At 74.2% G+C, this 24,978-nt stretch carries 30 protein-coding genes; 7 read left to right on the top strand and 23 right to left on the bottom strand.

All coding sequences use genetic code 11. The features are described from left to right. Positions 1 to 1,409 precede the first annotated feature (1,409 nt). The 5 genes from AB0K00_RS15410 to AB0K00_RS15390 form a co-directional block, all read right to left on the bottom strand. Complete coding sequence (locus AB0K00_RS15410; RefSeq protein WP_363520810.1) at positions 1,410 to 1,637, bottom strand: hypothetical protein; 228 nt, start codon at positions 1,635 to 1,637, stop codon at positions 1,410 to 1,412. Positions 1,638 to 1,709: 72 nt separating this feature from the next. After that, positions 1,710 to 2,255 carry a GrpB family protein gene (locus tag AB0K00_RS15405; RefSeq protein ID WP_363520807.1) on the bottom strand — a complete coding sequence of 182 codons (546 nt, stop codon included), beginning with the start codon at positions 2,253 to 2,255 and terminating at the stop codon, positions 1,710 to 1,712. A 5-nt stretch (positions 2,256 to 2,260) separates the two neighbouring features. Continuing rightward, positions 2,261 to 2,749: a hypothetical protein gene (locus AB0K00_RS15400; RefSeq protein ID WP_363520805.1), complete on the bottom strand. Its 489-nt coding sequence runs from the start codon at positions 2,747 to 2,749 to the stop codon at positions 2,261 to 2,263. Positions 2,750 to 2,855: 106 nt separating this feature from the next. Continuing rightward, the gene (locus AB0K00_RS15395) at positions 2,856 to 3,368 is read right to left on the bottom strand and encodes an AAA family ATPase (protein WP_363520802.1); all 513 of its coding nucleotides are present in this window, start codon (positions 3,366 to 3,368) and stop codon (positions 2,856 to 2,858) included. A gap of 17 nt (positions 3,369 to 3,385) precedes the next feature. Continuing rightward, positions 3,386 to 4,342, bottom strand: a complete 957-nt coding sequence (locus AB0K00_RS15390) for a hypothetical protein (protein WP_363520799.1) — start codon at positions 4,340 to 4,342, stop codon at positions 3,386 to 3,388. A 61-nt stretch (positions 4,343 to 4,403) separates the two neighbouring features. Between AB0K00_RS15390 and AB0K00_RS15385 the strand changes: the two genes are divergently transcribed. Together AB0K00_RS15385 and AB0K00_RS15380 are read left to right on the top strand one after the other, a co-directional pair. Then, positions 4,404 to 5,705 carry a hypothetical protein gene (locus tag AB0K00_RS15385; RefSeq protein ID WP_363520796.1) on the top strand — a complete coding sequence of 434 codons (1,302 nt, stop codon included), beginning with the start codon at positions 4,404 to 4,406 and terminating at the stop codon, positions 5,703 to 5,705. 14 nt (positions 5,706 to 5,719) lie between these two features. After that, on the top strand, positions 5,720 to 7,117 hold the full coding sequence (locus tag AB0K00_RS15380) for a nitronate monooxygenase (protein WP_363520793.1): 1,398 nt from the start codon (positions 5,720 to 5,722) through the stop codon (positions 7,115 to 7,117). On the opposite strand, the gene pyrF is transcribed toward AB0K00_RS15380, so the two are convergent. Next, positions 7,059 to 7,811 carry an orotidine-5'-phosphate decarboxylase gene (gene pyrF, locus AB0K00_RS15375; RefSeq protein WP_363520791.1) on the bottom strand — a complete coding sequence of 251 codons (753 nt, stop codon included), beginning with the start codon at positions 7,809 to 7,811 and terminating at the stop codon, positions 7,059 to 7,061. The genes AB0K00_RS15380 and pyrF overlap by 59 nt on opposite strands. 27 nt (positions 7,812 to 7,838) lie before the next feature. Here pyrF and AB0K00_RS15370 point away from each other — a divergent pair, with 27 nt between their 5' ends. After that, positions 7,839 to 8,432: a hypothetical protein gene (locus AB0K00_RS15370; protein WP_363520789.1), complete on the top strand. Its 594-nt coding sequence runs from the start codon at positions 7,839 to 7,841 to the stop codon at positions 8,430 to 8,432. On the opposite strand, the gene AB0K00_RS15365 is transcribed toward AB0K00_RS15370, so the two are convergent. Genes AB0K00_RS15365 through AB0K00_RS15355 form a run of 3 tightly spaced genes read right to left on the bottom strand, consistent with a single transcriptional unit; the run spans position 8,429 to position 10,462 of the window. Continuing rightward, a complete protein-coding gene (locus tag AB0K00_RS15365; RefSeq protein ID WP_363520787.1) occupies positions 8,429 to 8,851 on the bottom strand; it encodes an ASCH domain-containing protein in 423 nt (140 codons plus the stop codon). The two genes, AB0K00_RS15370 and AB0K00_RS15365, sit on opposite strands and share 4 nt — an antisense overlap. Before the next feature lie 9 nt (positions 8,852 to 8,860). Continuing rightward, positions 8,861 to 9,475 carry a class I SAM-dependent methyltransferase gene (locus tag AB0K00_RS15360; RefSeq protein WP_363520785.1) on the bottom strand — a complete coding sequence of 205 codons (615 nt, stop codon included), beginning with the start codon at positions 9,473 to 9,475 and terminating at the stop codon, positions 8,861 to 8,863. 6 nt (positions 9,476 to 9,481) lie between these two features. Then, positions 9,482 to 10,462, bottom strand: coding sequence for a DUF5937 family protein (locus AB0K00_RS15355; RefSeq protein WP_363520782.1), 981 nt, complete (start codon positions 10,460 to 10,462; stop codon positions 9,482 to 9,484). Between the two features lie 85 nt (positions 10,463 to 10,547). On the opposite strand from AB0K00_RS15355, the gene AB0K00_RS15350 reads away from it, so the two are divergent. Both AB0K00_RS15350 and AB0K00_RS15345 read left to right on the top strand, forming a co-directional pair. Next, entirely contained in the window at positions 10,548 to 11,456 is a 909-nt protein-coding gene (locus AB0K00_RS15350; protein WP_363520780.1) for an aldo/keto reductase, read from the top strand. 47 nt (positions 11,457 to 11,503) lie between these two features. Beyond that, the gene (locus tag AB0K00_RS15345) at positions 11,504 to 12,148 is read left to right on the top strand and encodes a hypothetical protein (RefSeq protein ID WP_363520777.1); all 645 of its coding nucleotides are present in this window, start codon (positions 11,504 to 11,506) and stop codon (positions 12,146 to 12,148) included. Between the two features lie 3 nt (positions 12,149 to 12,151). On the opposite strand, the gene AB0K00_RS15340 is transcribed toward AB0K00_RS15345, so the two are convergent. Together AB0K00_RS15340 and AB0K00_RS15335 are read right to left on the bottom strand one after the other, a co-directional pair. After that, a complete protein-coding gene (locus AB0K00_RS15340) occupies positions 12,152 to 13,303 on the bottom strand; it encodes a GAF domain-containing SpoIIE family protein phosphatase (protein WP_363520774.1) in 1,152 nt (383 codons plus the stop codon). A 155-nt stretch (positions 13,304 to 13,458) separates the two neighbouring features. Continuing rightward, positions 13,459 to 13,761 carry an STAS domain-containing protein gene (locus AB0K00_RS15335; RefSeq protein ID WP_363520771.1) on the bottom strand — a complete coding sequence of 101 codons (303 nt, stop codon included), beginning with the start codon at positions 13,759 to 13,761 and terminating at the stop codon, positions 13,459 to 13,461. Between the two features lie 135 nt (positions 13,762 to 13,896). Between AB0K00_RS15335 and AB0K00_RS15330 the strand changes: the two genes are divergently transcribed. Continuing rightward, complete coding sequence (locus tag AB0K00_RS15330) at positions 13,897 to 14,310, top strand: ATP-binding protein (protein ID WP_363520769.1); 414 nt, start codon at positions 13,897 to 13,899, stop codon at positions 14,308 to 14,310. A 14-nt stretch (positions 14,311 to 14,324) separates the two neighbouring features. On the opposite strand, the gene AB0K00_RS15325 is transcribed toward AB0K00_RS15330, so the two are convergent. From AB0K00_RS15325 to AB0K00_RS15290, 8 genes are all read right to left on the bottom strand, one after another. Next, positions 14,325 to 16,196 (bottom strand): sensor domain-containing diguanylate cyclase, encoded by a 1,872-nt coding sequence (locus AB0K00_RS15325; protein WP_363520767.1) that lies wholly within the window; start codon positions 16,194 to 16,196, stop codon positions 14,325 to 14,327. A 68-nt stretch (positions 16,197 to 16,264) separates the two neighbouring features. After that, entirely contained in the window at positions 16,265 to 16,522 is a 258-nt protein-coding gene (locus tag AB0K00_RS15320; protein WP_363520764.1) for a hypothetical protein, read from the bottom strand. Between the two features lie 190 nt (positions 16,523 to 16,712). Beyond that, the gene (locus AB0K00_RS15315; RefSeq protein WP_363520762.1) at positions 16,713 to 18,290 is read right to left on the bottom strand and encodes a glycoside hydrolase family 43 protein; all 1,578 of its coding nucleotides are present in this window, start codon (positions 18,288 to 18,290) and stop codon (positions 16,713 to 16,715) included. Positions 18,291 to 18,441: 151 nt separating this feature from the next. Further along, positions 18,442 to 18,678 (bottom strand): hypothetical protein, encoded by a 237-nt coding sequence (locus tag AB0K00_RS15310; protein WP_363520761.1) that lies wholly within the window; start codon positions 18,676 to 18,678, stop codon positions 18,442 to 18,444. Between the two features lie 77 nt (positions 18,679 to 18,755). Further along, complete coding sequence (locus AB0K00_RS15305) at positions 18,756 to 19,583, bottom strand: DUF72 domain-containing protein (protein WP_363520758.1); 828 nt, start codon at positions 19,581 to 19,583, stop codon at positions 18,756 to 18,758. A gap of 34 nt (positions 19,584 to 19,617) precedes the next feature. Beyond that, on the bottom strand, positions 19,618 to 20,193 hold the full coding sequence (locus AB0K00_RS15300) for a hypothetical protein (protein WP_363520756.1): 576 nt from the start codon (positions 20,191 to 20,193) through the stop codon (positions 19,618 to 19,620). 12 nt (positions 20,194 to 20,205) lie between these two features. Continuing rightward, entirely contained in the window at positions 20,206 to 20,685 is a 480-nt protein-coding gene (locus AB0K00_RS15295) for an aminoglycoside adenylyltransferase (RefSeq protein WP_363520753.1), read from the bottom strand. Between the two features lie 35 nt (positions 20,686 to 20,720). Further along, a complete protein-coding gene (locus AB0K00_RS15290) occupies positions 20,721 to 21,521 on the bottom strand; it encodes a LysR substrate-binding domain-containing protein (protein WP_363520751.1) in 801 nt (266 codons plus the stop codon). Between the two features lie 138 nt (positions 21,522 to 21,659). On the opposite strand from AB0K00_RS15290, the gene AB0K00_RS15285 reads away from it, so the two are divergent. Continuing rightward, a complete protein-coding gene (locus tag AB0K00_RS15285) occupies positions 21,660 to 22,169 on the top strand; it encodes a DUF5997 family protein (protein ID WP_363520748.1) in 510 nt (169 codons plus the stop codon). Here AB0K00_RS15285 and AB0K00_RS15280 read toward each other — a convergent pair whose 3' ends face one another. The 4 genes from AB0K00_RS15280 to AB0K00_RS15265 are packed head-to-tail and all read right to left on the bottom strand — an operon-like array spanning position 22,170 to position 24,955. Beyond that, positions 22,170 to 22,649 carry a DinB family protein gene (locus AB0K00_RS15280; protein WP_363520745.1) on the bottom strand — a complete coding sequence of 160 codons (480 nt, stop codon included), beginning with the start codon at positions 22,647 to 22,649 and terminating at the stop codon, positions 22,170 to 22,172. Further along, positions 22,649 to 23,170: a hypothetical protein gene (locus AB0K00_RS15275; RefSeq protein WP_363520743.1), complete on the bottom strand. Its 522-nt coding sequence runs from the start codon at positions 23,168 to 23,170 to the stop codon at positions 22,649 to 22,651. The genes AB0K00_RS15280 and AB0K00_RS15275 overlap by 1 nt, the downstream gene beginning before the upstream one ends. Before the next feature lie 48 nt (positions 23,171 to 23,218). Continuing rightward, positions 23,219 to 24,139, bottom strand: coding sequence for a hypothetical protein (locus AB0K00_RS15270; protein ID WP_363520741.1), 921 nt, complete (start codon positions 24,137 to 24,139; stop codon positions 23,219 to 23,221). A 15-nt stretch (positions 24,140 to 24,154) separates the two neighbouring features. Next, positions 24,155 to 24,955, bottom strand: coding sequence for a MerR family transcriptional regulator (locus AB0K00_RS15265; protein ID WP_363520739.1), 801 nt, complete (start codon positions 24,953 to 24,955; stop codon positions 24,155 to 24,157). Positions 24,956 to 24,978 lie beyond the last annotated feature (23 nt).

Raw genomic sequence — 24,978 nt, 5'->3', positions numbered from 1 at the left:
CCGCCGAACCGCCACACCGCCGAATAGAACGCTCACGCCGAATGGCACGTCGAGCCACCCAGCCGCGCCCCGAACCGCCACGCCCCCGAACCGCCCAGCCGCCCAGCCGCCGCGCCCCGAACCGCCGAACCGCCGCCTGCTCCACTGCCCGGGTTCATGGCCTGGGTTGTGGAGCAGGCAAGAGGGTCGCTTCCGCTGGTCCACGCTGCCGCGACGAAGAGCCCGCTCACGCCGAATGACGCGCCGAGCCGAATGGCGCACTGAACCGCCGCGCCCCGAGCCGCCCAGCCGTGGCCCGAGCCGCCGAACCGCCACACCGCCGAATAGAACGCTCACGCCGAATGGCACGTCGAGCCACCCAGCCGCGCCCCGAACCGCCACGCCCCCGAACCGCCACGCCGCCACGCCGCCACGCCGCCACGCCGCCACGCCGCCGAACCGCCACACCGCCACACCGCCACACCGCCACACCGCCACACCGCCACACCGCCGCGACAACGAATAACGCACTCGCGCCGAATGGCACGTCGAGCCGCCCAGCCGCCCAGCCGCGCACCGAACCGCCCAGCCGCGCTGCCGAACCACCGAACCGCCACGCCGCCACGCCGCCACGCCGCCACGCCAACGAATAACACGCTCGCGCCGAATTGCGCGTCGAGCCGCCCAGCCGCGCCCCGAACCGCGCGTCGCCACGCCGCCCAGCCGAGCCCCGAATCGCCACACCGCCACACCGCCGCGACAAACGAATAGCACGCTCGCGCCGAATGGCGCGCCGAGCCGAATGGCGCACTGAACCGCCGCGACCCGAGCCACCAGCCACCGCGCCTGCCCAGCCGCCGCCCAGCCGCCGCGCCCCGAACCGCCAGCCGCCCAGGCACGCCCCGAACCGCCGAACCGCCGCGTCGCCACACCGCCGCGTCGCCACACCGCCGCGACAAACAAATAGCACGCTCGCGCCGAATGCCACGTCGAGCCGCCCAGCCGCGCCCCGAACCGCCGCGCCGCCGAAAAGCACGCTCGCGCCGAATGGCGCATTGAACCGCCGCGACCCGAGCCACCAGCCGCCGCGCCCAGCCGCCGCGCTCCGAACCGCCCAGCCGCCCAGCCGCCCAGCCGAGCCGTGCCCCGAACCGCCGCGCCGCCGAGCCCCGAACCGCTGCGCCGCTGCGCCGCCGTGCCGCCGTGCCGCCGTGCCGCCGCGCCGCCGCGCCGCCGCGACAACGAGTAGCACGCTCGCGCCGAATGGCGCGTCGAGCCGCCCAGCGCCGGCCCTCGAGCCGCCGAGTCATCGCGATGCCGAGCCACCGAGCCACCACGACCGCGAGCAACCGTGACGCCAAGCCACCGAGCCACCACGACCGCGAGCAACCGTGACGGCGGGTAACCGTGACGGCGGGCGGTGGGTGGGGCTACCTGCGGCGGTTGCGTGGGTGGTCTTTCGCGGTGCGTTCGTTGCCGTGCTTGTAGTTGCCGGTCAGGCGGGCCATCAGCTCCTGCGGGTCGTCGTTGTCCACGTCGACCAGGAACCGGGCGGCCGCCGCGCCGCGGAGCACGCCCGCGGGGCGGCCGTGGTGCAGCAGCTCGATGTCGCCGCTCTTGCGGACGCGGTAGCTGAATCCCTCAGGTGCTCCTGTCATCGTCGCATCGTCCCCGCGACCGGCGACGCGCACGAGCGAGTTTCAGCGGGCCGACGCGTCGCCGTGACGGGTTCAGGCGTCGCTCGGGCCGGGCTGCCAGCCGACCTGCTGCGCCCAGCCGTCGGCTTGGCGGATCAGTTGCCAGACGAACGTGTCCTTCGCCTCGACGTAACCCTGGCGGTCGTGCCGGAACCGCTGTGCGCAACGGCGTTTCACCGCTGCGTACTCGTCCGCCGCGGCGGAGTGTGACCGCAGATAGTCGCGGAACAGCAGCGGGAACTGCTCGGCGAAGCTGCCGGCCCGCCGCACGTGGAGGTGCGTGCGCCGCTGGCCCGGCGGCTCCCGGAAGTACCGCTTGGTCCGCTCCGGGTTGTCGGCGCGGTACACGTACCCGAGCGCCCGTAGCGGCACCAGGAACCCGTCGCCCGGTTCGAGGGAGTGCACCGAGATCTGCACGTCGACGATCGGCTTCGCGGCAAGTCCCGGCACCGCCGTCGAGCCGATGTGGTCGATGCGCAGCGCGATGTCGCCGAGTGACTCGCGCAGCGTGCGCCCGAGTGCGGTGAACACCGCGACCCAGGCCGGGTCGTAGTCGACGATCTCCACGGCATCCGGCATCGGCGTTACAGGGCGTCGAAGGTCTGCAACATGGTGAACGGGGGCGCCGCATCGTCGAAGGCGCCGACGGTGCCGCCCGGTTCGCCGATGTACGCGTAGCCGTCCTGGACGTAGAAGTTCAGCCACGTGTCCAGGGCGAGTTCCTCCCGTGCGAAGCCGATCCATCCCTGCGTCAGCGACCGGCGGGCGAGCCATCGTGGCACGGTCTGCATCAGGTGGTACATGGCGTCGTCGACGACGTACATGCGCAGGTGCAGGCCGAAGGAGCCCGGCCGGTTCAGGTACGGGCGCTGCGCGATCAGCGATCCGGCACCGCCGCCGGGCAGGCGATCGTCGGCGGGGTTGGTGACCAGGCACGGCCAGTCGACGTCGAGCTCAGGGTGCTCGGGGCGCTGGTCGGTCAGGCCGAGGTGGTAGCGGACCTCGTCCAGGAACGTCGCGGGTGTGTCGGGCCGCAGCCGCAGCGACAGCATCCACTCGTAATGCAGGCTCACGGGTGGCCGATCACCGGCCGGAAGAGGGCCAGGATTTCCATCCCCGCATCCTTCCCGACCGGCCGGGGCACGGCAACGCCGGTCAGGACACCGGTCACAACACCGGTCAGGTCGGACGCACGTAGGCCAGGGCGCGCCGGACGTTGTCGGGGACGGGGTCGACGGAGTCCAGGACGAGGCGTTCGTCGGCCCAGCCTTCGAAGCCTTCGCGGCGGGCCTCGACGGACTCCCACGTCGGTTCGGCGGCGCCGGCGAGGTCGACGTCGCGGCGGTCCTCGAGGCGTTGCCGGTGCAGGTCCGGGTCGGAGCAGACGACCTCGACGAAGCGTAGCGGCACCTCGTGCCGGGCGGACAGGTCGCGCCACTGCTGGCGGGCCACCTCGGCGTCGTTGACGGCGTCGACGATGACGGTCTGGCCGAGCTTGAGCATCGCGCCGGCGAGCGCGCCGACAACGACGAACGCGGCCAGCCCGGTCGGCTGGTCCCGGTCGATCCCGGCGGCCCACAGCGCCACCTCGACCGGGTCGACGGGCAGCACCGGCGCGGGCAGCTCCCGGGCCAGTTGCCCGGCGATCGTGCTCTTCCCGGTCCCCTGCAGGCCACACATCACAATCAGCACCCCGTGATGGTCACACATCAGTCGAGCGGGTCCCAGTGTCCGGCGTACCGCAGCAGCGACCGCGCCAGGTCCGGATGCGCCGCTGCCCAGACGGTGTCGAACAGGAACCACTGCTGGTATCCGAACGCCTCGCTGCAGTGCATCGCCAGCTGGGCGAGGTGGTCGTCGACCCGGAGCAGGGACGCGTCCGGGTCGCGTCCGTCCGTACACTCGCCGACCGCGATCAAATCGGCGGCCTCACGGTGCACGGCGGCGTGCGCGTCAGGCATGCCCCGCGGCCACGGCCCGTCGTTGAGGTTGAAGCCCGGCCACAGGTTGCACCGCCGCAGCGCCGGCTCGACGGTGGTGTCGTCCGGCGCGACGAGGGCCCGCAGCACGAGCAGTTCCGGCGGCCAGTCCTGCCCGGCCGGGTCGGCGGCGCGCAGGTGCCCGGCCAGGCCGGGCAGGTCGACGCCGGGGAACACGAAGGGCTCCAGCCGGGCCAGGGTCTCGCCGTCGTAGTGGGTGAGGAGCACCATGGAGGTCGTCGCGTCGCCCGGTGGCGCCGGGTCACCCGCGTCGCCGGGTAGTGGCCAGGAGTCGTGCAGCAGCACGGCGAGCCGCTCGCCGGAGGCCGCCACCACCTCGTCGTCGAGGAAGAAGTAGGCCAGTTCGACCTCGTCGTCGTCGGTACGCACGCGCAGGCTGTGCTCGTCGAGCCGGATGAAGTCGGCGTCGCCTTCGACGTACAGGTGTGCGTGCAGCAGCGTCCGCAGCTCGTCGACGGTCTGCGGAGGTGCGAGGCCGTTCGTGCGGGCCGCCTCGAAGATCGAGCCGAGGCCGTACACGTAGCCGCCGAGCTCCGCCTCGACCCAGTCCCGCGGCTCGTCGCAGCCCCAGCCGCGGCGGAACCACTCCAGCACGCTGCGGTCGGGCAGCTGGCGGACCCGCCGGCTCAGCGGCCCCTCGTAGTGCGTCCGGTAGACGAAGTGCACGCCGCGACGGTACGCCATGATGCTGGTAGCGGGGTGCATGAAGATCCAGTAGGTTGCGCGCGTGAGGACTCAGGAGGACGACGAGCCGCGGCCCGTCGAGTTTGTCGGGGTGGGCGGATACGGCGTGCCGTTGCCGTTCACGTCCTCCTCCGCTGGGCCGGTCCCGCCGCCGGAGCCGGGGCCGTCGAGGCGGCGGCTGTGGCTGATAGCCGCGGGTATCGTGCTCGTCCTCGTCGCGGCGCTGTACCTCACGGTCGCGCGCGCCGCGAGGCCCGAGACCGTCGCCGTGCCGAGCGCGCCCGCCCGGGCGAAGAGTCCCGCCGAGGTGAAGGCCGACCTCATCAACGCCGGGCTCGCCGCGCAGGGCGAGGCGTTGCTCGGCGGGGACCTGGACGGCTACCTGGCGTCCGTCGATGCCGCGCTGCACGAGGAGTTCACGCAACGTTTCCACTCGCTGCGGGCGCTGCGGGTGGCCCGGTGGACGGCGCAGGCGACGGGCATGCCGGAGGAGGCCGACGACCGGTGGAGCGTCACCGTGAAGATCGGGTACTGCCTCGGCGACCCCGGCTGTGAGCCGGTCGAGCTGGTGCTGCCGAGCACGTGGACGGTGCGGGACGGCCGGGCGGTCGCGACCGCGTTCCAGCGGACCGTGCTCCCGTGGGACCTGACGGCGTTGCAGGGCGTCGCCGGGCGGCGGGCCATCGTGGCCGCGCCGGCCTCCCTCGCCGGGCACCTCGACCGGATCCTCGCGGCCGCCGACGAAGCCGCCGACATCGCCGACCGCTACGCCCGGTGGGGGCCGCCGCCGAAACGGTACGTCGTGTATCTCGCCGGGCCCGAGCAGTGGCGTACCTGGTGGAACGGCCAGGTCGACGGCGCGGGCAGCTACTCGGCCGGGTCCTACGGTGTCGCGATCCGGGCCGACCAGATCGGGACGGTGAACCTGCTGGCCCACGAGTTCACGCACGTGGTCAGCCTCGGCGACGAGGACAGCCCACGGCGGCTCTGGTGGCTCACGGAGGGGCTGGCGGAGTACGTCGCGGACCGGGACGGCGCGTGGACCCGGGACCGGCTGCCGGCGGTGCGGCGCTACCTGCGCGCCGGGCGCTGGGACGGCACGGTCACGCTCGACGGGATACCGGCGGATGCGTCCGACGACGACCGCCGCGCCCGGTACGGCATTGCCCTGCTCACCGTGACCTGCCTGGCGCAACGGTTCGACGAGGAGAAGATGCTGGCGTTCTTCGGCTCCGTCGTCCGCCAGGAGTCGGACCCGGAAGCGGCATCGATGAACGTGTTCGGCACCGAGTGGGCGCCGGTCGCCGAGGGCTGCGCCGCGCAGATCCGGGCCCGCGCGAAATAGACGATGATGGGCGCATGGCGCTGACGACGCGGTTCACGGAGCTGCTGGGGGTACCACATCCGATCGTCCTGGCACCGATGGGAGGCTCCGCCGGCGGTGCGCTCGCCGCCGCCGTTTCCCAGGGTGGCGGGCTCGGCATGCTCGGCGCGGCGGACGGCGACCGTGCGTGGCTGGACCGGGAGGTGCCGATCGTGGCCGCCGGCACCGACGGGCCGTGGGGCATCGGCTTCCTCACGTGGATGCTCGACGCGGACGCCGTGGAGCGGGCGCTGGAGCACCGGCCGCGGGCGGTCATGCTGTCCTTCGGCGATCCGGCGCCGTACGCGGAGCTCGTCCGGCGTTCCGGTGCCGTGCTCATCGTCCAGGTCACCGACCTCGAGGAGGCCCGGCGGGCCGTGGACGTGGGCGCCGACGTCATCGTGGCGCAGGGCACCGAGTCCGGCGGGCACGGCGCAGGGCGCGGGCGCTCGACGCTGCCGTTCGTGCCGGTCGTGGTGGACCTCGCCGATCCGGTGCCGGTCCTCGCCGCCGGTGGGATCGCCGACGGGCGCGGGGTGGCGGCGGCGCTCGCGCTGGGTGCGGCCGGGGCGGTGATCGGCACCCGCTTCCAGGCGACCGCCGAGGCGCTCGTGGATCCTGCGGTCGCCAAGGCGATCGTCGAGGGGCGCAGCGAGGACACCGAGCGCAGCACGGTGCTGGACATCGCCCGCGGGTCGCGCTGGCCGTCGCGGTACTCCGCGCGGACGCTCGGGCATCCGTACCTCGACCGGTGGCGCGGCCGGGAGACCGAACTGGCCGCCGACGCCCGGGCGCGGCAGGACTACCAGGACGACGTGGCCAGCGGCGCGATCCCGCCGCTGCCGGTCTGGGCCGGCGAGGCCGTCGACCTGATCACCGACCTGCCGTCCGCCGCCGACCTCGTGCCCGCATTGGTGGAGCAGGCCGAGCGGGCCCTGACCGCCGCCCACGGGCGCCCGCGGAAGATGCGGGTGCGCACCGCGGACGGCACCCACGAGTGGGCGCTGCGCCGCACCGACGCCGACGACCTGCTGCTGCGGGCGCCCGACGGACGGCAGTGGGCGGCATCCGGCGAGGACCTGCACGAGTCGCTGCTGGAGCTGCGCCGCCAGCTCGAAGCGGACGGCATTCTGCTGTGCTGCAACGGCGCCCGGCGCGACGTGCACGGCTCCGGCATGTCGCGGAGCATGTCGGGTGGCGAGGTCGCTTACGCGCTGCGGCGGTGGCGCCGCTCGGACGTCCGGGACCTGGTCGAGGTCCTCGACCCGGCCGACGGCAAGGACGTGGTCACCATCGAGGAGCAGCAGGCCTGGTACGAGGCCTGGGGGCGGACCGTCACCGGCTGGCGCTATCTGTTCGTCGCCCCGCTGGACGCGTTACGGCGCCGCCGCTGATCCGCAGCTCCTCGGCGATCGCGGCGAGGACGGCCGCCGGGTCCGGGGCGCGGGTCAGTGCGCGGCCGATGACCACGTGCGACGCGCCCGCGCGGAAGGCGTCCGCCGGGTGCGCCGGGCGGGCGTGGTCGGTCGCGGCCGGGTGTACGGGCAGCGTGACGCCGGGCGTGACGATGAGCGGGTCGGGGCCGAGCAGCCCGCGCAGCGTCGCCGCGTCGTGGGGTGCGGCGACCACGCCGTGGCAGCCAGCGTCCCGGGCGAGCAGCGCCAGCCGGGCGGTCTGCTCCCCGGTCGTCGCGGCCACCCCGACCTCGGCGAGGTCGGCGTCGGTGAGGCTGGTGACGACGGTCAGCGCGACCACGCGCAGCCGCGGGAACTCGGCGGCGGCCCGCACCGCGGCCCGCAGGATGCTGGACCCGGCGGAGGCGTGGACGGTCACCATCGTGGCGCCGCGCCGGCCGGCGGCCCGGACCGCGGCCGCGACGGACGTCGGGATCTCGAACAGCTTGAGGTCGAGGAAGACGCCCTTGCCGGCCGCGGCGAGGGCGGTGACCAGCGACGGACCTGTGGCGGTCAGCAGCTGCAGGCCGATCTTGTACGACTGGACGGCGTCCCCGAGCCGGTCCACGACCGCCTCGGCGTCCTCGGCGGTGTCGAAGTCGAGCGCGACGATGACCCGACGGGTGAGATCCATGGCCGTCATCCTGGCATGATCGTCGGCATGACCGACCGGTTCCTCACGCACCTGCCCGTCGGCGGGCCGTCCACGCCCTTCGAGGGCGACGGCATCCCCGGCTGGGACACGTTCCCGTTCGACGGCGACCTGCGGGTGCGCGCGCTCGACCCGCCCGTGCTGCCCGAGCCGCCGCGCAACGGTGAGGACGGGCCGCAGGCGTGCGACATCTGCCAGGACGGGCTGCGGCGGGCGGTGTGGGCCGACGAGCACTGGATGCTGCGGCACGCGGGCGGCCCCACGGCGATCCCGGTCGTGGTGCTGCTGTGCCCGATCGGCCACCACGACCTGGGCGACCTGCCCCCGGAGCGGGCCGCCGAGATCGGGCCGATGCTGCAGCGGGTCGAGCGGGCCATCATGTCGGTCGGCGGGATCGGCCGGGTCCACTCGTCGAAGATCGGTGACGGCTCGACGCACCTGCACCTGTGGTTCATGGGCCGCCCCGCCGGGCTGACGCAGCTGCGCGGCAGCTGCCTGCCGCTGTGGGACGACGTGCTGCCCAAGCAGGACGAGGCCCAGTGGCGTGCGGTCCTGACCGAGGTCGCCGCCGCCCTCGCCGTGGACGGCGGCGCCGCCCTCTAGGACAGCGCCTCGACCAGCCGGAAGCGTTGCAGCACCGCGGGTGTGTCGTCGTCGACGGTGTACTGCGGGTCGCCGAGCCAGCCGCGGTAGTCGGGCCCGTGCCAGTACTCCTCGTGGCCGGCCCGCCAGGCGGCGACGGTGTCGTGGCCCTCGCCCTCGTCGTGGGCGTGCACGGCGTCGACGTCGCCGAGGCGGCGCACCTCGACCCGGGTCAGCTCGATCACCGCGACCCGCCGGTCGGCGGAGTCGACGACCGCGGCACGGTCACCGGCGGCCGGCAGCGGGACGCCGTCGAGCTCGAAGTCCTGCACCAGACCGGTCGTGGTGGTCTTCGTCCCGTCCAGCACGGCGGCGACGAGCGCGTCGCGCAGCGGCCCCGGAAAGGCGAAGTGGAACGCGGGCAGCTCGGCGGCGGTCACCGCGCCAGCCTAAACGGTCCTGATGCCGGTGTGCCGGCCGACCAGGCTCGCCGACGACGGGGTGAGCCGCAGCTCGGTGGTCAGCATGGCCGGGTGCAGCAGCCAGTGCAGGCGGGCGTGGTCCGGCTGCCCGCGGTGCAGTGGCGGCCACCCGCGCGACGGCGTGAAGTCGTCGATCGCGAGCACGCCGCCCGGCCGCAGCCACACGTCGACGTCGATCGGTTCGCCGCCCTGCTTGCCGTGGCCACCGCCGTCCAGGACGAGCAGGTCGAAGGGGCCGTGCCGGACCAGCGCCCGCCAGTCGGCGGTCAGGATCTCCACGCGCGGGTCCCCGGCGAAGACCGCCGCGGCCACGCGCGCCACGGCGGGGTCGTGCTCGACGCTGACGAGCCGCGCGCCGGGGTGTGCGCCGCTGGCGAGCCACGCGAGCCCGACGCCGCAGCCGGTCCCGGTCTCGCCGATCGTGCCGGGGCCGATCCCGCGGGCCAGCGTGCGCAGCAGTTCGCCGTGCTCCGGCCCGCAGGAGTTGCCGAAGCCGGCCCGGCGCGCCGCGGCGACCGCCGCCGCGACGAGCTCCGGCAGGTCGCCGGCGTGGTCGTAGGCGGCCGTTCCTCGCGTCGTCATGCCCGTCTACCCGACGGCCGCGTCGAGGACGGCGTCGGCGGCGCTCGTGCGGGCGTAGAGCACCCGGCGGCCGGCGCGGTGGGCGCTGACCAGGCCGGCGTCGCGCAGCGCGGTCAGGTGCTGCGACACCCCGGGCGCGGACAGGCCGGTCCGCTGGGCCAGTTCGGTGGTGGACGCCGGTGTACCGAGCTCAGCCAGGAGCCGGGCCCGTGCGCGGCCGAGCACGGCGGCCAGGGCTCCGGTCGCGGGCCGGGTTTGCCACAGGGTGCCGGCGCCGCGGGCCGGGTACGCCAGCTGCGGCGGATCCGGCGGCGCCGACCTGGTGAACAGGTCCGGCCCGGTGAACACCGACGGGATCAGCAGCAGCCCCGGCGCGGCCGTGCCCCGCGGCAGCGATCCTGGGCGGCGGGCCAGGCGCAGCGCGGTGTCGTCCCACGTGATCGAGGCGTGCAGGTCGTTGAGCAGGTGCCCGGCGCCGCGCTCCGCGACGTGCCGGGCGCGGTGGAACACGTCGGCGTCGAGCACCGCGCGGATGCGCGCCCAGTACGGCGCGATCGCCAGCGCCCAGTACGCCTCGATCTCGCCGGTCAGCCGCGCCAGATGGGTGGCGGGGTCGGCGTGCAGGGCCCGGGCGTGCGGGCCGAGGCCGCCCTCCTGCCGGCCGAGGCGGGCGAGGTCGCGGCGGACCCGCTCGGGCGGCGTGGCGCGGATCGCGGCGACCTCGTCGGCGAGGGCCGGGGCCGCGCCGGCGGGTGCCGGGTTGAGGAAGTCCGGGACGTACCCGGCCGGCGGGATCAGCTCGGCCAGCCACCCGGCGTCCAGCCCGGCCGCGGCGACCCTGGGCCGGACGTCGTCGATCCAGGTCTGGTGTACGGCGTGGGCCCGCCCCCGCGCCAGCAACCGGAAACTCGGCCCGGCCTCCCACATCGGCGAGACCACGAAGCGGGTGCGGGCAAGGTCGGCGGTCGAGAACGCCAGCTCCTCCACGACCCGACCCTACCGATCCCGCCGCGACGATTCGGTCCTGGCTGAATCATTGGTGCGGCGGCGCGGGCGTCGCGAGGCTCTGCGCATGACTTCGCAGACGATCACCGCGGCGGCCGCGGGCACCTGGACACTCGGCGACCTGACGGTCAACCGGCTCGGGTTCGGGGCGATGCGCCTGCCGCAGCACGGCGAGGCGTTCGCGCCCGGCGCCGTCCCCCGCGACCGCGACGAGGCGATCGCGGTGCTGCGCCGCGCCGTGGAGCTCGGCGTGAACCATATCGACACCGCCGCGTTCTACTTCTCGGCAACGCGCTGCGCCAACGAACTGATCGGGCGGGCGCTCGCCCCGTACCCCGGCGACCTGGTCATCGCCACGAAGGTCGGGCCCGCCCGGGACCGGTCCGGTGCGTGGGAGCCGCACGCGGGCCCGGGGCAGCTGCGCGCGCAGGTCGAGCAGAACCTGCGGCAGCTCGGCCGGGACCACCTGGACGTGGTGAACCTGCGCGTCGTCGGCACGGACCCGGTCGCGGACCGGTTCGGCGCCCTGGCGGACCTGCGGCAGGCGGGCCTGATCCGGCATCTCGGCCTGTCCAACGTCCACCCGCACCACCTCGACGAGGCCCTCGCCATCGCGCCGGTCGTGTGCGTGCAGAACATGTACGGCGTCGGCGTCCGCCCCGACCAGGCCGCGCTGCTGGACCGGTGCGGCACGCTGGGCATCGCGTTCGTGCCGTTCTACTCGATCGCCGGCACCGGCCGCACCGCCGGAGCGGCGGGCACGGTGGGTGACGATGACGCCGCGGTGCGGGCCGTCGCCGAGGCGCACGGGGCGAGCGCGGCGCAGGTCCGCATCGCGTGGACGCTGCACCAGGGCCCGCACGTCCTGGCGATCCCCGGCACCGGCGACCCCGGCCACCTCGCCGACAACGTCGCCGCGGGCGCGCTGCGGCTGTCCGCCGACGACCTGGCCCTGCTGGACGCCGCCGGCCGGTGACGCCGGTATCGTCGCCACGACTGCCGTCGACCTGGTGGAGGTGGCCCGTGGGGGGTCGTTCGTACATGCTCGCGACCCGGATGCCGATGTCGCGGGCCGGCTTCGACGCGTGGCTCGCCGCGCCGCTGCCGGGCCTCGACGTCATCGACAACCCGGCCGCGATGTGGACGGGCTGGGCGGACGACGCCGGCGACCCCGACTGGGACCTGGCCGAGATCGCCGGCTATCCGGCGGCGGTGGCCGCGATCCGCGACGCCCGCGCCGGGACCCCGTTGCGGCTCCTGGCGGCCCGCGCCGCCGGCGGCGTCACCCTCGCCCGCCACCACGACGGCGCGCTGGAGGTCTACCTGTACGACTACCACGCCGACGTCTACGGCACCCAGACGAGCCTGCTCATGCTCGCCGGCGCCGGCCGCTTCGCCGAGACGGACGAGGCCACGCCGGTCATGTACTGGGGTGGCAACGTCTACCCCGACCTGCCGCTCGGCGGCGACGGGCCGCTCGCCGTGCTGCTGGTCGACCGGGCCGGCGCCCGGTTCGTCGACCGCTACCCGCTCGACGCGCTGATCGGGCGGCTGCGGCCGGTCGAGGCCGTGTTCGTCGCCGCGGGCGAAGCGGCCGGCGGCGAAGGCGACTGGGACGCCGCGACACTGCTGGATCCCGCGCTGCGCAACCACGTCGCCGGCGGTTAGCGGCTACACGCGGCGCACGGCCAGGACGGCGACGTCGTCGGTCGGTGCCGTGTTGTCCAACAGCGTCATCGCCGCGTTGCAGGTGGCGTCGGCCGAGCCGGGTTTCAGCACGCCGACCATCCGCCGCAGCCCGGCGACGATGCTCCGGTCGCGGCGTTCGACGAGGCCGTCGGTGTACAGGAACAGGCCCTGGCCCGGCTCCAGCGGCATCCGGGTGTCGCGGCGCTCGGCGCCCCGGTAGGCGCCCAGCGGCAGGTCCGGGTCGAGGGTGAGCAGGTGCGCCGGCCGGTCCGGGTCGGTCAGCACCGGCGGCAGGTGGCCGGCGTTGGACAGCGTGACCGTGCTGAGGGTGGGGTCCAGCACCGCGTAGACGGCGGTGGCCATGGCGTCGGGCTCGAAGCGCTGCACCTTGCGGTCCAGGCGGGTCAGGACGTCGGCCGGGTCGTCGGTCTCCATCGCGTACGCCCGCAGCGCGCTGCGGATGCGACCCATGACGACGGCGGCGTGCAGCCCGCTGCCGGCGACGTCGCCGATGACGATGCCGACGTGGCCGGACGGCAGGTCGAAGACGTCATACCAGTCGCCGCCGACGCCGACCTGGGCGCCGGGAACATAGCGCACCGCCAGGTCCAGGCCGGCGATCGCCGGCGGGCGGGCCGGCAGCAGGCTGCGTTGCAGGGCCACCGCGGCGGCGCGGTCCAGGTGCGACCGGCGCGCCTGGGTGGCGAGGCTGGCCCGGTCGGCGACGAGCTGCAGCAGCTCGACGTCGTCGTCGGTGAACGACCGCGGCTCCACGGTGCCGACGTGCAGCACGCCGATGACCCGGTCGCTGCTGAGCATCGGCACCCCGAGGACAGAGGTGGTCCGCGCCGGCAGCAGCGCGGCGCCGAAGTCGCCGGTGCGGTCGACGCGTTCGACGGCGACCGGCGCGCCGCGCACGACGACGCCACCGGCGAAGCCGACACCGACGGGCACCCGCAGGTCGTGCTGCAGCTCCCGGCCGAGGCCGGCGGCCGCGGTCGCGACGAGGTCCGTGCCGTCCTGGTCGAGCAGCAGCACGGCGGCGCTGTCGACGCGCAGGATGTCCAGGGTCCGCTCCAGCAGCTCGTGGAGCAGGTCCTCGAGCCCGAGTTGTGACAGGGCGGCGTCGGTCACAGCTTGCAGCCGACGCAGCCTCTCCGCGCTGTCGGCCATCGCCTTTCCGCCGCGCCTCGGCACCGTGGCCCTGCCTCTCCGCTTTACGTCCATCGAGCTGCCCGCTCAGTGTCGCACTCTCCTGGCGCCCGCCGGATCGACCTCGATCCCGTGTTTCAGCCAGACAGGTGACTCAGCACCCCGGTCAGGTCGAGGACGTCCCGCACGACACCCGTCGCGTTGGCGATCCGGAAGCGGCGGCCCCGCTCATCGGCCAGCCGCCTGCTCTTGAGCAGCGTGTTGATGCCGGCGGAGTCGATGAACGTCACCGCCGCCAGGTCGATCACCACGCTCGTCGCGCCGATGACCGCGGCGAGCACCGCATGGTCCAGCTCGGCGACCGTCGACAGGTCGACGTCACCGGCGACGGTCACAGTGATCGTGTCGGCGTCGCGATCGGTGGACAGCGACAATGCCATGGGGCCCTCCTTCCGCGAAACGACAAGCGCCTGCTGACCCTATATGGTGGCTCGGCGAGGACGCAGCGACAGCCGCGGCGGTTCCAGACCGCCTGCGACGCCGCTGCAGGCGGCGCACGACGTTGTGGATGTGACATGTGGGACGACCCTGACGCACCCCCGGTGCTGGTGGCACTGCCTCCGGTGACGGTGGCCGGCGTCGCCGAGGTCCGGCGCCGGGTGACCGAGGCGGGCCACGAGGTGGGTCTTTCACCCGAGCGGGCGGCGGCGTTCACCGTCGCCGTCAACGAGATCGTCATCAACGCCGTGGAGCACGGCGGCGGCACGGCGACGGTGACCCTCATCCTGCAGGCGCGGCGGCTCGTTGTCGAGGTCGTGGACCAGGGCACCGCACCGTGGCAGTTCAACGTGCCGGCCGCCGCTCCCCCGCCGGACCAGCTCCACGGCCGGGGTCTGTGGCTCGCGACGAAACTCTCCGACGAGCTCACCGTCGACGCCAGCGGCACCGACCGGCTCGTGCGCCTGACCGCTCACAGCCACGGGCGCTGACGCCCGAAACCACGTCAGACGGTGGCCGTGGCCTTGCGGTGCTGCTTGGTGCGATACATGGCGGCGTCGGCCTCGCGCAGCAGCCGGTCGGGGTCGCCGGCCGGGCCGGTGGCCACGCCGACGCTGGCGCCGATCCGCAGCGGCCGGCCGTCGAGGTCGACCGGGGCGCACAGCGCGGCCACGATCTGCTCGGCCAGCGCGGCGACGCGGCCGGGGTGCGGGTCGGCGGGCAGCACCGCGAACTCGTCGCCACCGAGGCGGACCGCCAGGTCGCCGGCGTGCAGCAGCGCGGTCAGCCGGCTCGCAACGGTCGTGAGGACGTGGTCGCCGGCGTGGTGGCCGTGTCCGTCGTTGATCTCCTTGAAGCCGTCGAGGTCGATGACCAGCACGCTGGCCTGCCCTCCGCCGGCGCGGAGCTGCAGGCGCTCGCCCAGCAGCGCACGGTTGGCGAGGCCGGTCAGGGTGTCGTGGGTCGCCTGGTGGCGCAGCCTGTCCTGCAGGGCGCGGGCCTCGGTGATGTCGCGGGCGTTGTACACCACGCCGCGCACGCTGGGATGGCCGCGCAGGTCCGCGCCGACGACGTCGAGCCACCGGTAGGAGCCGTCCGCGTGCCGGAGCCGGACCTGCGCCGAGGCGGCGGACGCGGGCCCGGCGGGGTCGCTGGGATGCGCGGCGAGGGCGTCGAACGCGTCGACGTCGTCCGGGTGTACGCGGTGCCGCAGGACCGTGCCGAGCGCCTGACCCGGGTCGATCCCCAGGATCCACCCGGCCGCGGGGCTGACGTAGGTGACCGCGTCCCGGGCGTCGACGACCAGGGTGACGTCGGAGGCGTGCTGGACGAGGGAGCTGAACCACTCCTTCTGGCTGCGCAGTTCGAGCATGCTGCGGTCCAGGTCGGTCAGCAGCCGGTCGTTGTCATGGAAGGCGGCGAGCTGCCGGGTGAGCACGAGGACCGTGATGATGACGACACCGGCGGTCACGCCCCAGACCCGGGCGTCCGGGCGCACCTCGACCAGCGCGGCGACGAGCAGGATCTGGGTGGCGACGACCGCCAGGTAGGGCATCCGGCTGAACCGGCCCCGCGGGCCGGCCGGCCGGTCGCCGCGGCGGCGGCGGGTCTGCAGCTCCTGCAGCCGCAGGCTGAACGCGACCAGAATGCACGGGATGAGCTGCGCGACGGTCATCAGTGCGGGGTTCGGCTCGCCGGTGAGGACGGTGGCGACCGAGGCGCCGACCGCGGTGCCGGCCGTGCCGATGCTGCCGGCGATCCCGGCGGCCATGGTGAACGGCGCGGTGTCGCTGAGGATCAGCTTCAGCACACCGAAGACGATGACCAGCATCACCGCCGACATGGCGGCCGTGGCGAAGCGGTCCATCGCCCGGTCCGCGCCGAGGTGGGCACCGATCGAGAAGTACCAGAGGAACACGGCGACACCGACGAGGACGGTCGCGGCGTCCAGCCACAGCCGCAGCCGCTGCCGGCCGTCGGCGCCGAGCGGGTGGCGGAGCATCGTGACGACCATGCCCGACATGCCGAGGACGACCAGGCCGGTCTGCACGATGCTGACCTGGGTCAGCTCCGGGTGCCGCAGCACCAGGGCGGACTGGTAGCCGTCGCCGGCGGCGCAGCACAGGGCGGTGAACGACAACGACCGCCAGAACCGGCGGCCGGGGGACTTCGCGGCGCTCAGCGCCGCCAGCCGCCGGGCGAACCACAGCAGCGAGACGTCGAGGCCCGCCTGGATCAGCCACGACGACCTGCTGTCACCCGGGCCGGCGAGGAACCACACCACCACGGCGACGGTCAGCCCGCCCATGCCGAGCAGCACCGGGTCGCGCAGCAGGGAGCGGTGCTCCGAGCTGCGCTTGTTCCGAGACGGTTCCACGCCGGACCATCGGCCGTCGTGCGCCGCGCATGAGTGCGGGGTGGCGGCGCACCCCACCTACCACCGGATCAGTCCGGGAAGCACCCGGGCGCGACCCAGACGAGCCGGGCGGGGTACAGCGTCTCGGCCGTCTCCAACGCCGCCTCCGCGGAGCCGAACACCGCGACCTCGAGGCTGCCGTCGGCCAGAAACCAGCTGGTCACGGCGCTGTCGGCGAGCTGATGGCCCCAGGCGACGACGCACGGGTGGCCGTCGTCCTCAGGGTCGGCGACGATGCCGAACACTGATGGCGCGCCCTCCAGCAAACGCCTGTCGGTCTCCGTCACGCGGTGCCCCCTCCCACGCAGATGCACGTGCATTTGCATCCTACGACGCGGAGGTCCTGCTCAGACGGGTGCAGAGTCAAAGCGCGGGCAGGTGAAGTACCCGGCGCCCTCGCTCGACGTAACCAGGAAACTGGCAGTGAGTAATGACGGTGGCGGCTGCGGGCAGATCCGCAGCCGCCACCGCGACAACTCAGCGCTGCGGCTTGTAGGTCGCCGCGGAGAAGTCGGCGGGCCGTCCGGCGCCCGTCATGTCCTGCACCCACAGGCCGAAGAACGCGCCGGTGAAGCCCCACGCCCGCGGCACGCCGCCGTCGGACTCCTGGGCGTACTCGTCCGACAGGATGCTCGCGTCGAACGGGCCCCACTCGACGTCGCCGTAGGAGGCGCGCAGCACCCCGCCGTCGAGGTCGAGCCGCAGCCGCACCGGCCCGCGCACCGGGACGGCCGGGCCGTGCGCGCTGACCCGGCCGCGGTCGCTGGACAGCACGTCGACGAACGCGCCGGCCGCCTCGTCGAACCCGACGCGCAGGAAGTACCAGTTGCGGGTGTTGTAGTACGCGGTGATCCCGGCGAGCTGCTGGAAGTGCTCCGGCGCGAAGTCGACCGTCGCCTCGAACGTGGCGCGGGCGTGCTGGACGCGGCGGGCGACCAGGCTCTCGCCGGACCTCGCACCGGGCGAGCGGCCGCCGTGGACGCGCAGGTGCCCGGGGCGCGCGGTGCTGGACACCCAGGTGGCGTCGGCGGGGCGGCGCAGGGTGCTCCAGTGCGGGCCGAGCGCCGGGCCGGTGAAGTCGTCGGTCTCCGGCTCGTCCGGCCACGGGTGGGCCGGCAGGTCGGGCCCGGCGACCTCGTCGTGCGGGACGCCGCCGTCGATGCGGGGCCAGCCGCCGTCGGTCCAGGTGACCCGCTGGATCGCGGTCTCCCGGCCCAGGACGCACCGCCCGCGGGGGCTGAGCGGCCGGCCGGTGAGGTGGGCGAAGAACCACTCGCCGGCCGGGGTCTCCACCAGGCTGCCGTGCCCGGCCTTCTGCAGCGCCAGGTCCGGCCGGTGCACCGCGGTGATCAGCGGGCCCGCCGGGTCGGACTCGTATGGCCCGAGGACGTCCCGGGAGCGGGCCACGGTCGCCTGGTGGAACCAGTCGGTGCCGCCTTCGGCGGTGACGAGGTAATACCAGCCGTCCCGCCGGTACAGGTGCGGCCCCTCGGTCATGCCGGCGGCGGTCCCGGTGTACACGTCGACGGGCGCGCCGATCAACGACCGGGCGTCGCGGTCGTACTGCTGGGCGATGATGCCGTTGGCCCACGCGTGGCCGGGCCGCCAGTCGGTGCGGTTGGACAGCAGCCAGCTACGGCCGGTGGCGTCGTCGTGGAACATCGACGGGTCGAAGCCCTGGGCGTGCAGCGGCACCGGCGCCGACCACGGTCCTTCGATCGACGGCGCGGTCACCAGATAGTTGGGCGTGTCCCAGAAGCCGGAGTAGGACTTCACGTCGGTGAAGACGAGATGGAACAGTCCGTCCACATAGGACAGGCAGGGGGCCCAGATGCCGCCGGAGTCGGGGTTGCCGGTCATGTCGAGCAGCCGGACGCTGTCCAGCGCCCCGCCGATCGGCCGCCAGTGCACCAGGTCCCGGGAGTGGTGCAGGCGCACCCCAGGGAACCACTCGAAGGTCGACGTGGCGAGGTAGTAGTCGGTGCCGACCCGCAGGATCGACGGGTCTGGGTGGAATCCGGGCAGGACCGGGTTTCGGATGGAGCCGGCAGTCATTGGTCGCCCCTCGTGAGATTGTTCCTTGCGCCAGGACCGGTGCCGTTTCGGCATGGGAGTGTGGTGTACACCGTGCCGATCACAAACCACGCCCAGCGGTTCGACAATCGTTTTCGAAAACACTGGTGACCCGCGCGCAAGCAAGGGCCGATCAGCGGCGAGGATTGCCGGCGAGGCTTGCCCTCGTCGCGGACTTGAGCGCTTCGATCGCCGCCCGGACCGCGGCAATCGAGGCGTCCCATTCGGCGTCCGTGCCGTAGAGCTCACGGGTGCCGCTGCGCTCCCGCGCGCCGTGATCACGCCGCCACCGCAGCTGATCCACCACAACGGTGCCACCAGCGCCGAGCGGCCCGCCCAGTGCGGTGGCCGCCAACGTCCCCCAGTCCACGACCGCATGGTAGTCACCGCGGACAGGCGCGGCGCCGGCGCGAACGGCGCCGGGACGGTGAGGAGTGGTGGAGCGGCTCAGAACAGCGTGAGCGGCTCGATCGGCTCGGGGTCGGGCAGGGGCGCCAGTTCCGGCAGGCGGGCGCGGACGTCGGCGTGGAAGCGGCGGGCGAGCGCCGGCGCGTCGGCGTTGTCGGGGGTGTGGACGAACACGGTCGGCGAGCGACCCTCGCGCAGCCAGGCGGTGACGACGTCGAGCCAGTGCTGCCAGCCCTCGACGGTGCGGTCGGTGTCGTCGCGGCCGAGGTACCGCACGATCGGGCGGTCGGTCAGCGCTGCCGTCCGCAGCGGCATGCGGGGCTTCTTCGTCCACGCGTCCCGCTCCGCCTCGCTGGTCGGCGGGGTGCGGAAGAACGCGGTGGTGTCGAACGGGACCCACTCGGCCGCCGTGCCCGCGAGCGCGGCCTCCAGGAGGTGGGTGGAGCGTGCGTCGGTGAAGAACCCGGGATGGCGGACCTCCACGGCGTACCGGTGGGAGGCCGGCATCCGGCGCAGGAACCCTTCGAGCACGGCGACGTCGTCGGGCGCGAACGATCCGGGCAGCTGGATCCACACGGCGTGGGCGCGGGGGCCCAGCGGCTCGATCGCGTCCAGGAACGCGCGGACGTCGGCGCCGGCGTCGGCGAGGCGCCGCTCATGGGTGACCCGCTTCGGCAGCTTGACCACGAACCGGAAGTCCGCGTCGGTCTGCTGCGCCCACGACGCCACCGTGTCCCGGGTCGGCGTGGCGTAGAACGTGGTGTTGCCCTCCACCGCGTTGCACCAGCCCGCGTATGCCCGCAGGCGCTCGTGCGCCGGCAGCGGGTGCGCCACGAAGCGGCCCTGCCAGGCCTTGTGCGTCCACATCGCACATCCCACGTGCAGCCGCACGGACGCCGCCTCAGTCCCGGTCCGGCAGCGTCGTCGGCAGCGGCACCACCCTGCACCGCTGCGCCAGCGGGAAACGCTCCAGCACGCCGGCGATCAGCTCGCTCATGCGCCCGGCCGACGGCCCGTACAGGTACAGCGCCGTCTCCTGCGGCCCCTCCCAGTAGGACTGCAGCTCGCCCTCGGTGCCGAGCGCGTCCAGCAGCGCGGCGATGAGGTCGTTGACGTCGTTGCGCTCGTAGACCTCGCCGGGCAGGTCGGTGCCGTTGAGATACACCGCGAGCCCTTCGGTGACGCCGAACGTGATTGGCTCGTCGTCGTCGAGCCGGACCTTCGAGCCCTTGGGGACGCCGGCCGCCTCGAGGGTCGCGATCGTCAGCGCGAGGACCGCCCCGGCGTCGCCGGCGACGTCGAGGTCCACGTCGCTGACGGTCGGCTCCCCCTCGGCGGACAGCAGGGTCCCGCCGCCACCGATGTGGCTGCCCGGCGCCTTCGCGTCGAGGGCCTCCTCCAGGGGGTCCTCGTAGCGTTCGCCGCGGTCCAAGGGGCGCAGTCTGGCGTTGATGGTGATCCACAGGCGGCTCGGCACAGCGGCACGCTATCAGCGCCGGGCGATCAGGTCGCGCACCAGGCGCAGGTCCACGACGTCGACGTCGCGCGGCTCGTAGCCCGTGTGGAAGGTCAGCTGCAGTCCGGCGGAGATGCACGGCACGGTGCGCCCGCCGATCGTGCCGCTGACCAGGTCGGCGCGGGGATAGTCGAACCAGGCGCCGTCGAAGCCGGCCTGCCGGCCGTCGCCGGTCCCGTCGAACGCCACAGGGTGCAGGTCGACACGGCCCTCGCCGGGCTCGACGAGCTCCACCCGGATCGGCCGCCAGTCGGTCTCCACGGTGTACCCGAGCGCGGCGAGCCCGCGCATCGCGTCCGCCTCCCGGCCCGCGTCGATGGCGAGGTCGAGGTCGCGGTGCGCGCGGGTCTGCCGGCCCACCAGGGCGTCGACGCCCCAGCCGCCGGAGATCCAGCACGGGCAGCCGGCCACCGCGAGCGCGTCGAGCACCGCGTGGACCTTCGTCGCGTCCATCCCCACGCCGCGCCTGCCGGCGTGCTCGCCGGACGTCAACGGCCGCGGCGCTTGGCCGGGCCGCCGCGGGTCGAGGCGCCGCGGGCCGCACCGGGCTTGCCCGCCTGCCTGCCCTGCTGCCCGCCGGGTTGCCGGCTCGGCTGCTGCCTGGCGGGCTGCCGACCGGACTGGCCGCCCGACTGGCCGCCGGGCGCGGCGGGAGCGGACGCGGGTGGGTCCTGGGCGCGGCCGCGGGTGCTGTTCGCGGTCCGGCCCCGGACGATCCCGATCATCTCCTCGACCAGGTCGGTGTGCCGGTCGCGGACCCACACCAGCGCGACCGACGACGCCGGCGCGTCGGTGACGACCCGGTAGGTGAGGTCCTTGCGGTGATACGCGCGGGCGAGCGACTGCGGCACCACCAGGACACCGACCTCCGCCGCCACCAGCTCCACCGCGGCGGCCGTGGTCGCCGGCCGGTCCGGCAGCACCGCGGCCGGCGGCGCGGGCCAGGTCAGCACGTCGTCCAGCGGGCTGAGCAGCGTCTCGTCGGCCAGGTCCGCGACGGTCACCTGGTCGGCGGCGGCGATCAGGTGCTCACGGGGCACGACGACGACGGTGGCTTCGGTGTACAGCGGGATCGCATGGAACAGGAGGGGATCGACCGGCAACCGGATCAGCCCGGCGTCGGCCCCCGCGGTCAGCAGCGCCGGTGCGTCGGCGGCCTCGGTGGGCTCCAGCCGCAGGTCCACCTCGGGCAGTCGCTCGGACCAGGCGCGGGTCCACTTGTCCACGGTGACGCCGGGGACGACGAGCAGGCGGAACGGCGCTGGTGGGCGATCCTCGGGCTGGGGCACGGCACCTCCGAGGAGTTCGACCGGGACCTGGCCAGGTTACCCGCCCGGGCATCCGGCATCGCGGACCCACAGGGTGACGGCGGGCACCACGGTGCGGGCGATGTCTGCTTCCGTTCACCGGGTCGCTACCCTGACCCGGTGAGCAAGCCGAAGAAGTCCCAGGTGATGAAGCCCTCCACGGCGGCGCTGAAGCTTGACGTGTATCTGCCCGCGACGCCGCAGGAGTTCCAGGACGGGATGGTGTCCCGCGAGGAGCTCGACGAGATGCAGCACAACCCGCCGCAGTGGCTGGCCGACCTGCGCCGCGACGGGCCGCACCCGCGCAACGTGGTCGCCGCCCGGCTGCGGGTGTCCAACAGCGGGCTGGCGCGCGGGGGGATCACGGAGCCGCTCACGACCGCGCAGATCGCCGCCCTGGCCGCCGACCCGCCGGAGTGGCTCACCCGGGAGCGTGAGACGCACGCCGAGAACAAGCGCGAGGAGCGGCGCCTGCAGTCCCTCCGCGAGGAGGCCGCCGCCGCACCCGCGGCACCGCAGCGCCCCGTCGCCGCGAAGAAGACCGTCGCGAAGAAGGCCGCTGCCAAGAAGACCGTTGCGAAGAAGACGGTTGCGAAGAAGGCGACCGCGCAGCGGCGCCGCAGCGCGTAGCTACTTGCTGAGGAGCTGTTCGCGCAGGATGTCCGCGTGCCCGCAGTGCTGCGCCAGCTCGCGCAGCACGTGCAGGTAGACCCAGCGCAGCGGCAGCGGGCCGCGCCGGTTGCCGGGCAGCAGGTCGTCCAGGCCGAGCGGCGCCGTCGCCCGCCGGGACGCCTCGCACGCCGCCCGGTAGGCCTCGCGCACGGAGGCGATCGTGTCCGCGTCGTCCAGGACGAACGTCTCGTCCGGCGTCGCGGGGATGCCGAGCTCGGCGCGGGAGCGGCCGGTGACGGCCTCGTCGAACCAGACCCGCTCCACAAACGTCACGTGCTTGACCAGGCCGAGCAGCGTCGTGCGGGACGCCACCAGCGACCGGCGGGCCTGCGCTTCGGTGAGCCCGTCCAGGCTCTCGTCGAGCGCGGCGCGGTGCTCGTCGAGGAACGCCTCGAACTGGGCGCGGATCGGCTGGTCGTAGACGTCGTCGGTGCTCATCAGGCCACCGTCAGCTCGTACATCGCGGTGACCCGGAAACCGTGCCCGTCGGTGCCGGTGAAGCGCACCTGATGCTCCCCCGGGTCGAGCGGCTCGACGGTCGACCACAGCCCCCACACCCGCATGCCGACGGCGCCGCGCCGCCGGGTGACCGGGTTCAGGAAGGCGCCGCGCACCTCGAACAGCTCCGCCGCGTCGATCGGCTCGACCGGGTGCGGCGCGCCGTCGACATACGCCTGACCCGTCGCGCCCGGCAACGGCGGAATGTGTGTGCCGTCCGGGCACCACATGTTGAAGGCCGGGAAGAACAGCGGGCGGCCCGCGGGGACGCCGCACCGCCGCTCGACGGCACCGCCGAAACACCCGGCCAGGAACCACACGTCGGCGGGCTGGCGGCGGTGCGCGTGCCGGCCGGTGTCGTCCAGGACCGGGTTGCGCAGCGGTCCGGTCGCCGCGACCCACTGCACCCACCGGGCCGCGAGACCCTCGGGGCTGCCGGGCTTGTACGGAAAGGTCGTCACGCCGCAAGATCGTAACGGCACCGCGGGCGCGGCGCTGTCCCCGGCCGCTCAGCTCAGGGCGGCACGGAGCTGGTCATAGGTCGGGGCGAGGGCGCGCAGCGCGGCCGCGGCCGCGGGAAAGTCGCCGGTGACCACCGGGTGCTGCAACGAGCCGACGAGCCGGGCCTGTGTCGCGGCGACGGCCGCCGCGCCGGGATAGCCGGCCAGCAGCAGGCAGTCGGCGGTGTCGCTGAGCCGGCGCGCGCCGACCCGGATCGCGAAGTACATCAGGTGCTCGCGCAGCCCGTTGCCGGCGCCGGCCTCGACGAGGTCGGCGACCCGTTCGGCGGCCTCGCCGTTGCCGAGGCTGCCCGGCGGCAGGTCGGCGTCCTCACGCATGCCCAGCCAGGCGATCGCGGCCGGGACGACGGACCTGATCGCGTCGGCGTCGGGCACCTCGGCGACCTTCGTGAAGCCGGTGCGCATCGTGTACGGGTCGCCGTAGCTCACCGTCTCCGCCCGCCATGCCGCCATGAAGTCGCCGACCGGGACCTCGGCGTAGGGGTAGCCGTGCGGGTCGTGGATGAGGACCCGCTCGTCGTTCACGTCGAGGACGACGACGAAGTGGTCGGCGCCGATCGGGCCGGTCATCTCGGGGTGGTGGCGCAGGTGCCCCATCTCCAACGGGCCGACCCACACCGGCCCGTCCGACGCCGCGGTGGCGAGCCGGGCCAGCGCGTCGCCGGCGTCGCCACCCCGGTGCACGGTCGAGGTCCAGCCGATCGCGTCGAGCGCCCGGTCGAAGCCCAGCTCCGGGTTCCAGCCGTACGCGTCGAAGAACACGAGCGTGCCGGCGACGAGCTGCATGCCGAACGGGCCGCCGGTGGCGACCTCGATGACCGCGGTCGACGGTGCCCGCTCGCCCAGCAGCATGGCGAACGCGTTGGCGTAGCAGTACGGTCCGTTGCCGACATAGGCAAGATGACGCACGAGAAGCCCTCTCTGTCAGTGTGCAACGGGGTACGCGACGTCGAAGCGCGCTGCCCCGGTGCCCGGATAGATCTCGTACGGGCGGCCGGTGCATGTCGCCCCGGGACGCGCGTCGGTCCACGCCTCGACCGCGTCGTACACCCGCAGGATCAGCGGGTAGTCCTCCAGCGGCGCGGGCACCGGCAGGTACGCCTCGGTGTGCGCGGGCACCAGCCGGATGTACAGGTCGTCGACGGGCTCGACCGGGCCGTCGCAGGCGACCGCCACCTCGACGGACCCTTCGCTCTCGGGGGTGACGAGATCGGAGAAGCAGACCCGCATCGGACCGTCGTACGGCAGCCCGGAGCCGCGCAGGTGCGCGCGGATGTCGCGCTGCCCGGCGGCGATCAGGTCCCGGAGAGCGACGACGTCGACCTGCCGGCTGCGGCAGACAACCTTCGTCGCCGGCACGTCCCGGAGGCGGACCGCGTCGAGGAGCGCAGCGTCCTCGTAGGCGCGGTCGATCGCCTCCACCACCGCGGCGCGTTCGTCGAGCCGCTTGCGCTGGGTGCGCAACCATCCCCGTAGGTCGAGCGCCCGCGCCTGCGGGGTGAGGTCGGCCAGGACGCTGATCTTGGCGAGGGGCACCCCGAGCGCCCGCAGCCTGGCGATGAGCCGGGCCCGCGGCAGCTGGTCCGGGGTGTACCAGCGGTAGCCGGTCGCCGGGTCCGTCCGTGCCGGGACGAGCAGGCCCTGCTCCGCGTACAGGCGCAGGGCCTTCGGCGACAGCCGCGCGGCCGCGCCGAACTCACCCGCCCGCAGGTGTTTGCCGTCCACGCCCCCGAGTCTGCGGCGTGCCC

The organism is Dactylosporangium sp. NPDC049525, from assembly GCF_040676755.1.
GTDB lineage: Bacteria > Actinomycetota > Actinomycetes > Mycobacteriales > Micromonosporaceae > Dactylosporangium.
This window is presented reverse-complemented; position numbering and strand designations above follow the sequence as displayed.

What these genes read in the sequence shown, in the direction of transcription:
- AB0K00_RS15350 (WP_363520780.1), top strand. Translation starts at nt 10,548, where the DNA reads ATGACTTCGCAGACGATCACCGCGGCGGCCGCGGGCACCTGGACACTC.
- AB0K00_RS15405 (WP_363520807.1), bottom strand. Translation starts at nt 2,255, where the DNA reads ATGCCGGATGCCGTGGAGATCGTCGACTACGACCCGGCCTGGGTCGCG.
- AB0K00_RS15335 (WP_363520771.1), bottom strand. Translation starts at nt 13,761, where the DNA reads ATGGCATTGTCGCTGTCCACCGATCGCGACGCCGACACGATCACTGTG.
- AB0K00_RS15305 (WP_363520758.1), bottom strand. Translation starts at nt 19,583, where the DNA reads ATGTGGACGCACAAGGCCTGGCAGGGCCGCTTCGTGGCGCACCCGCTG.
- AB0K00_RS15330 (WP_363520769.1), top strand. Translation starts at nt 13,897, where the DNA reads ATGTGGGACGACCCTGACGCACCCCCGGTGCTGGTGGCACTGCCTCCG.
- AB0K00_RS15280 (WP_363520745.1), bottom strand. Translation starts at nt 22,649, where the DNA reads ATGAGCACCGACGACGTCTACGACCAGCCGATCCGCGCCCAGTTCGAG.
- AB0K00_RS15410 (WP_363520810.1), bottom strand. Translation starts at nt 1,637, where the DNA reads ATGACAGGAGCACCTGAGGGATTCAGCTACCGCGTCCGCAAGAGCGGC.
- AB0K00_RS15360 (WP_363520785.1), bottom strand. Translation starts at nt 9,475, where the DNA reads ATGACGACGCGAGGAACGGCCGCCTACGACCACGCCGGCGACCTGCCG.
- AB0K00_RS15315 (WP_363520762.1), bottom strand. Translation starts at nt 18,290, where the DNA reads ATGACTGCCGGCTCCATCCGAAACCCGGTCCTGCCCGGATTCCACCCA.
- AB0K00_RS15370 (WP_363520789.1), top strand. Translation starts at nt 7,839, where the DNA reads ATGACCGACCGGTTCCTCACGCACCTGCCCGTCGGCGGGCCGTCCACG.
- pyrF (WP_363520791.1), bottom strand. Translation starts at nt 7,811, where the DNA reads ATGGATCTCACCCGTCGGGTCATCGTCGCGCTCGACTTCGACACCGCC.
- AB0K00_RS15295 (WP_363520753.1), bottom strand. Translation starts at nt 20,685, where the DNA reads ATGGACGCGACGAAGGTCCACGCGGTGCTCGACGCGCTCGCGGTGGCC.
- AB0K00_RS15380 (WP_363520793.1), top strand. Translation starts at nt 5,720, where the DNA reads ATGGCGCTGACGACGCGGTTCACGGAGCTGCTGGGGGTACCACATCCG.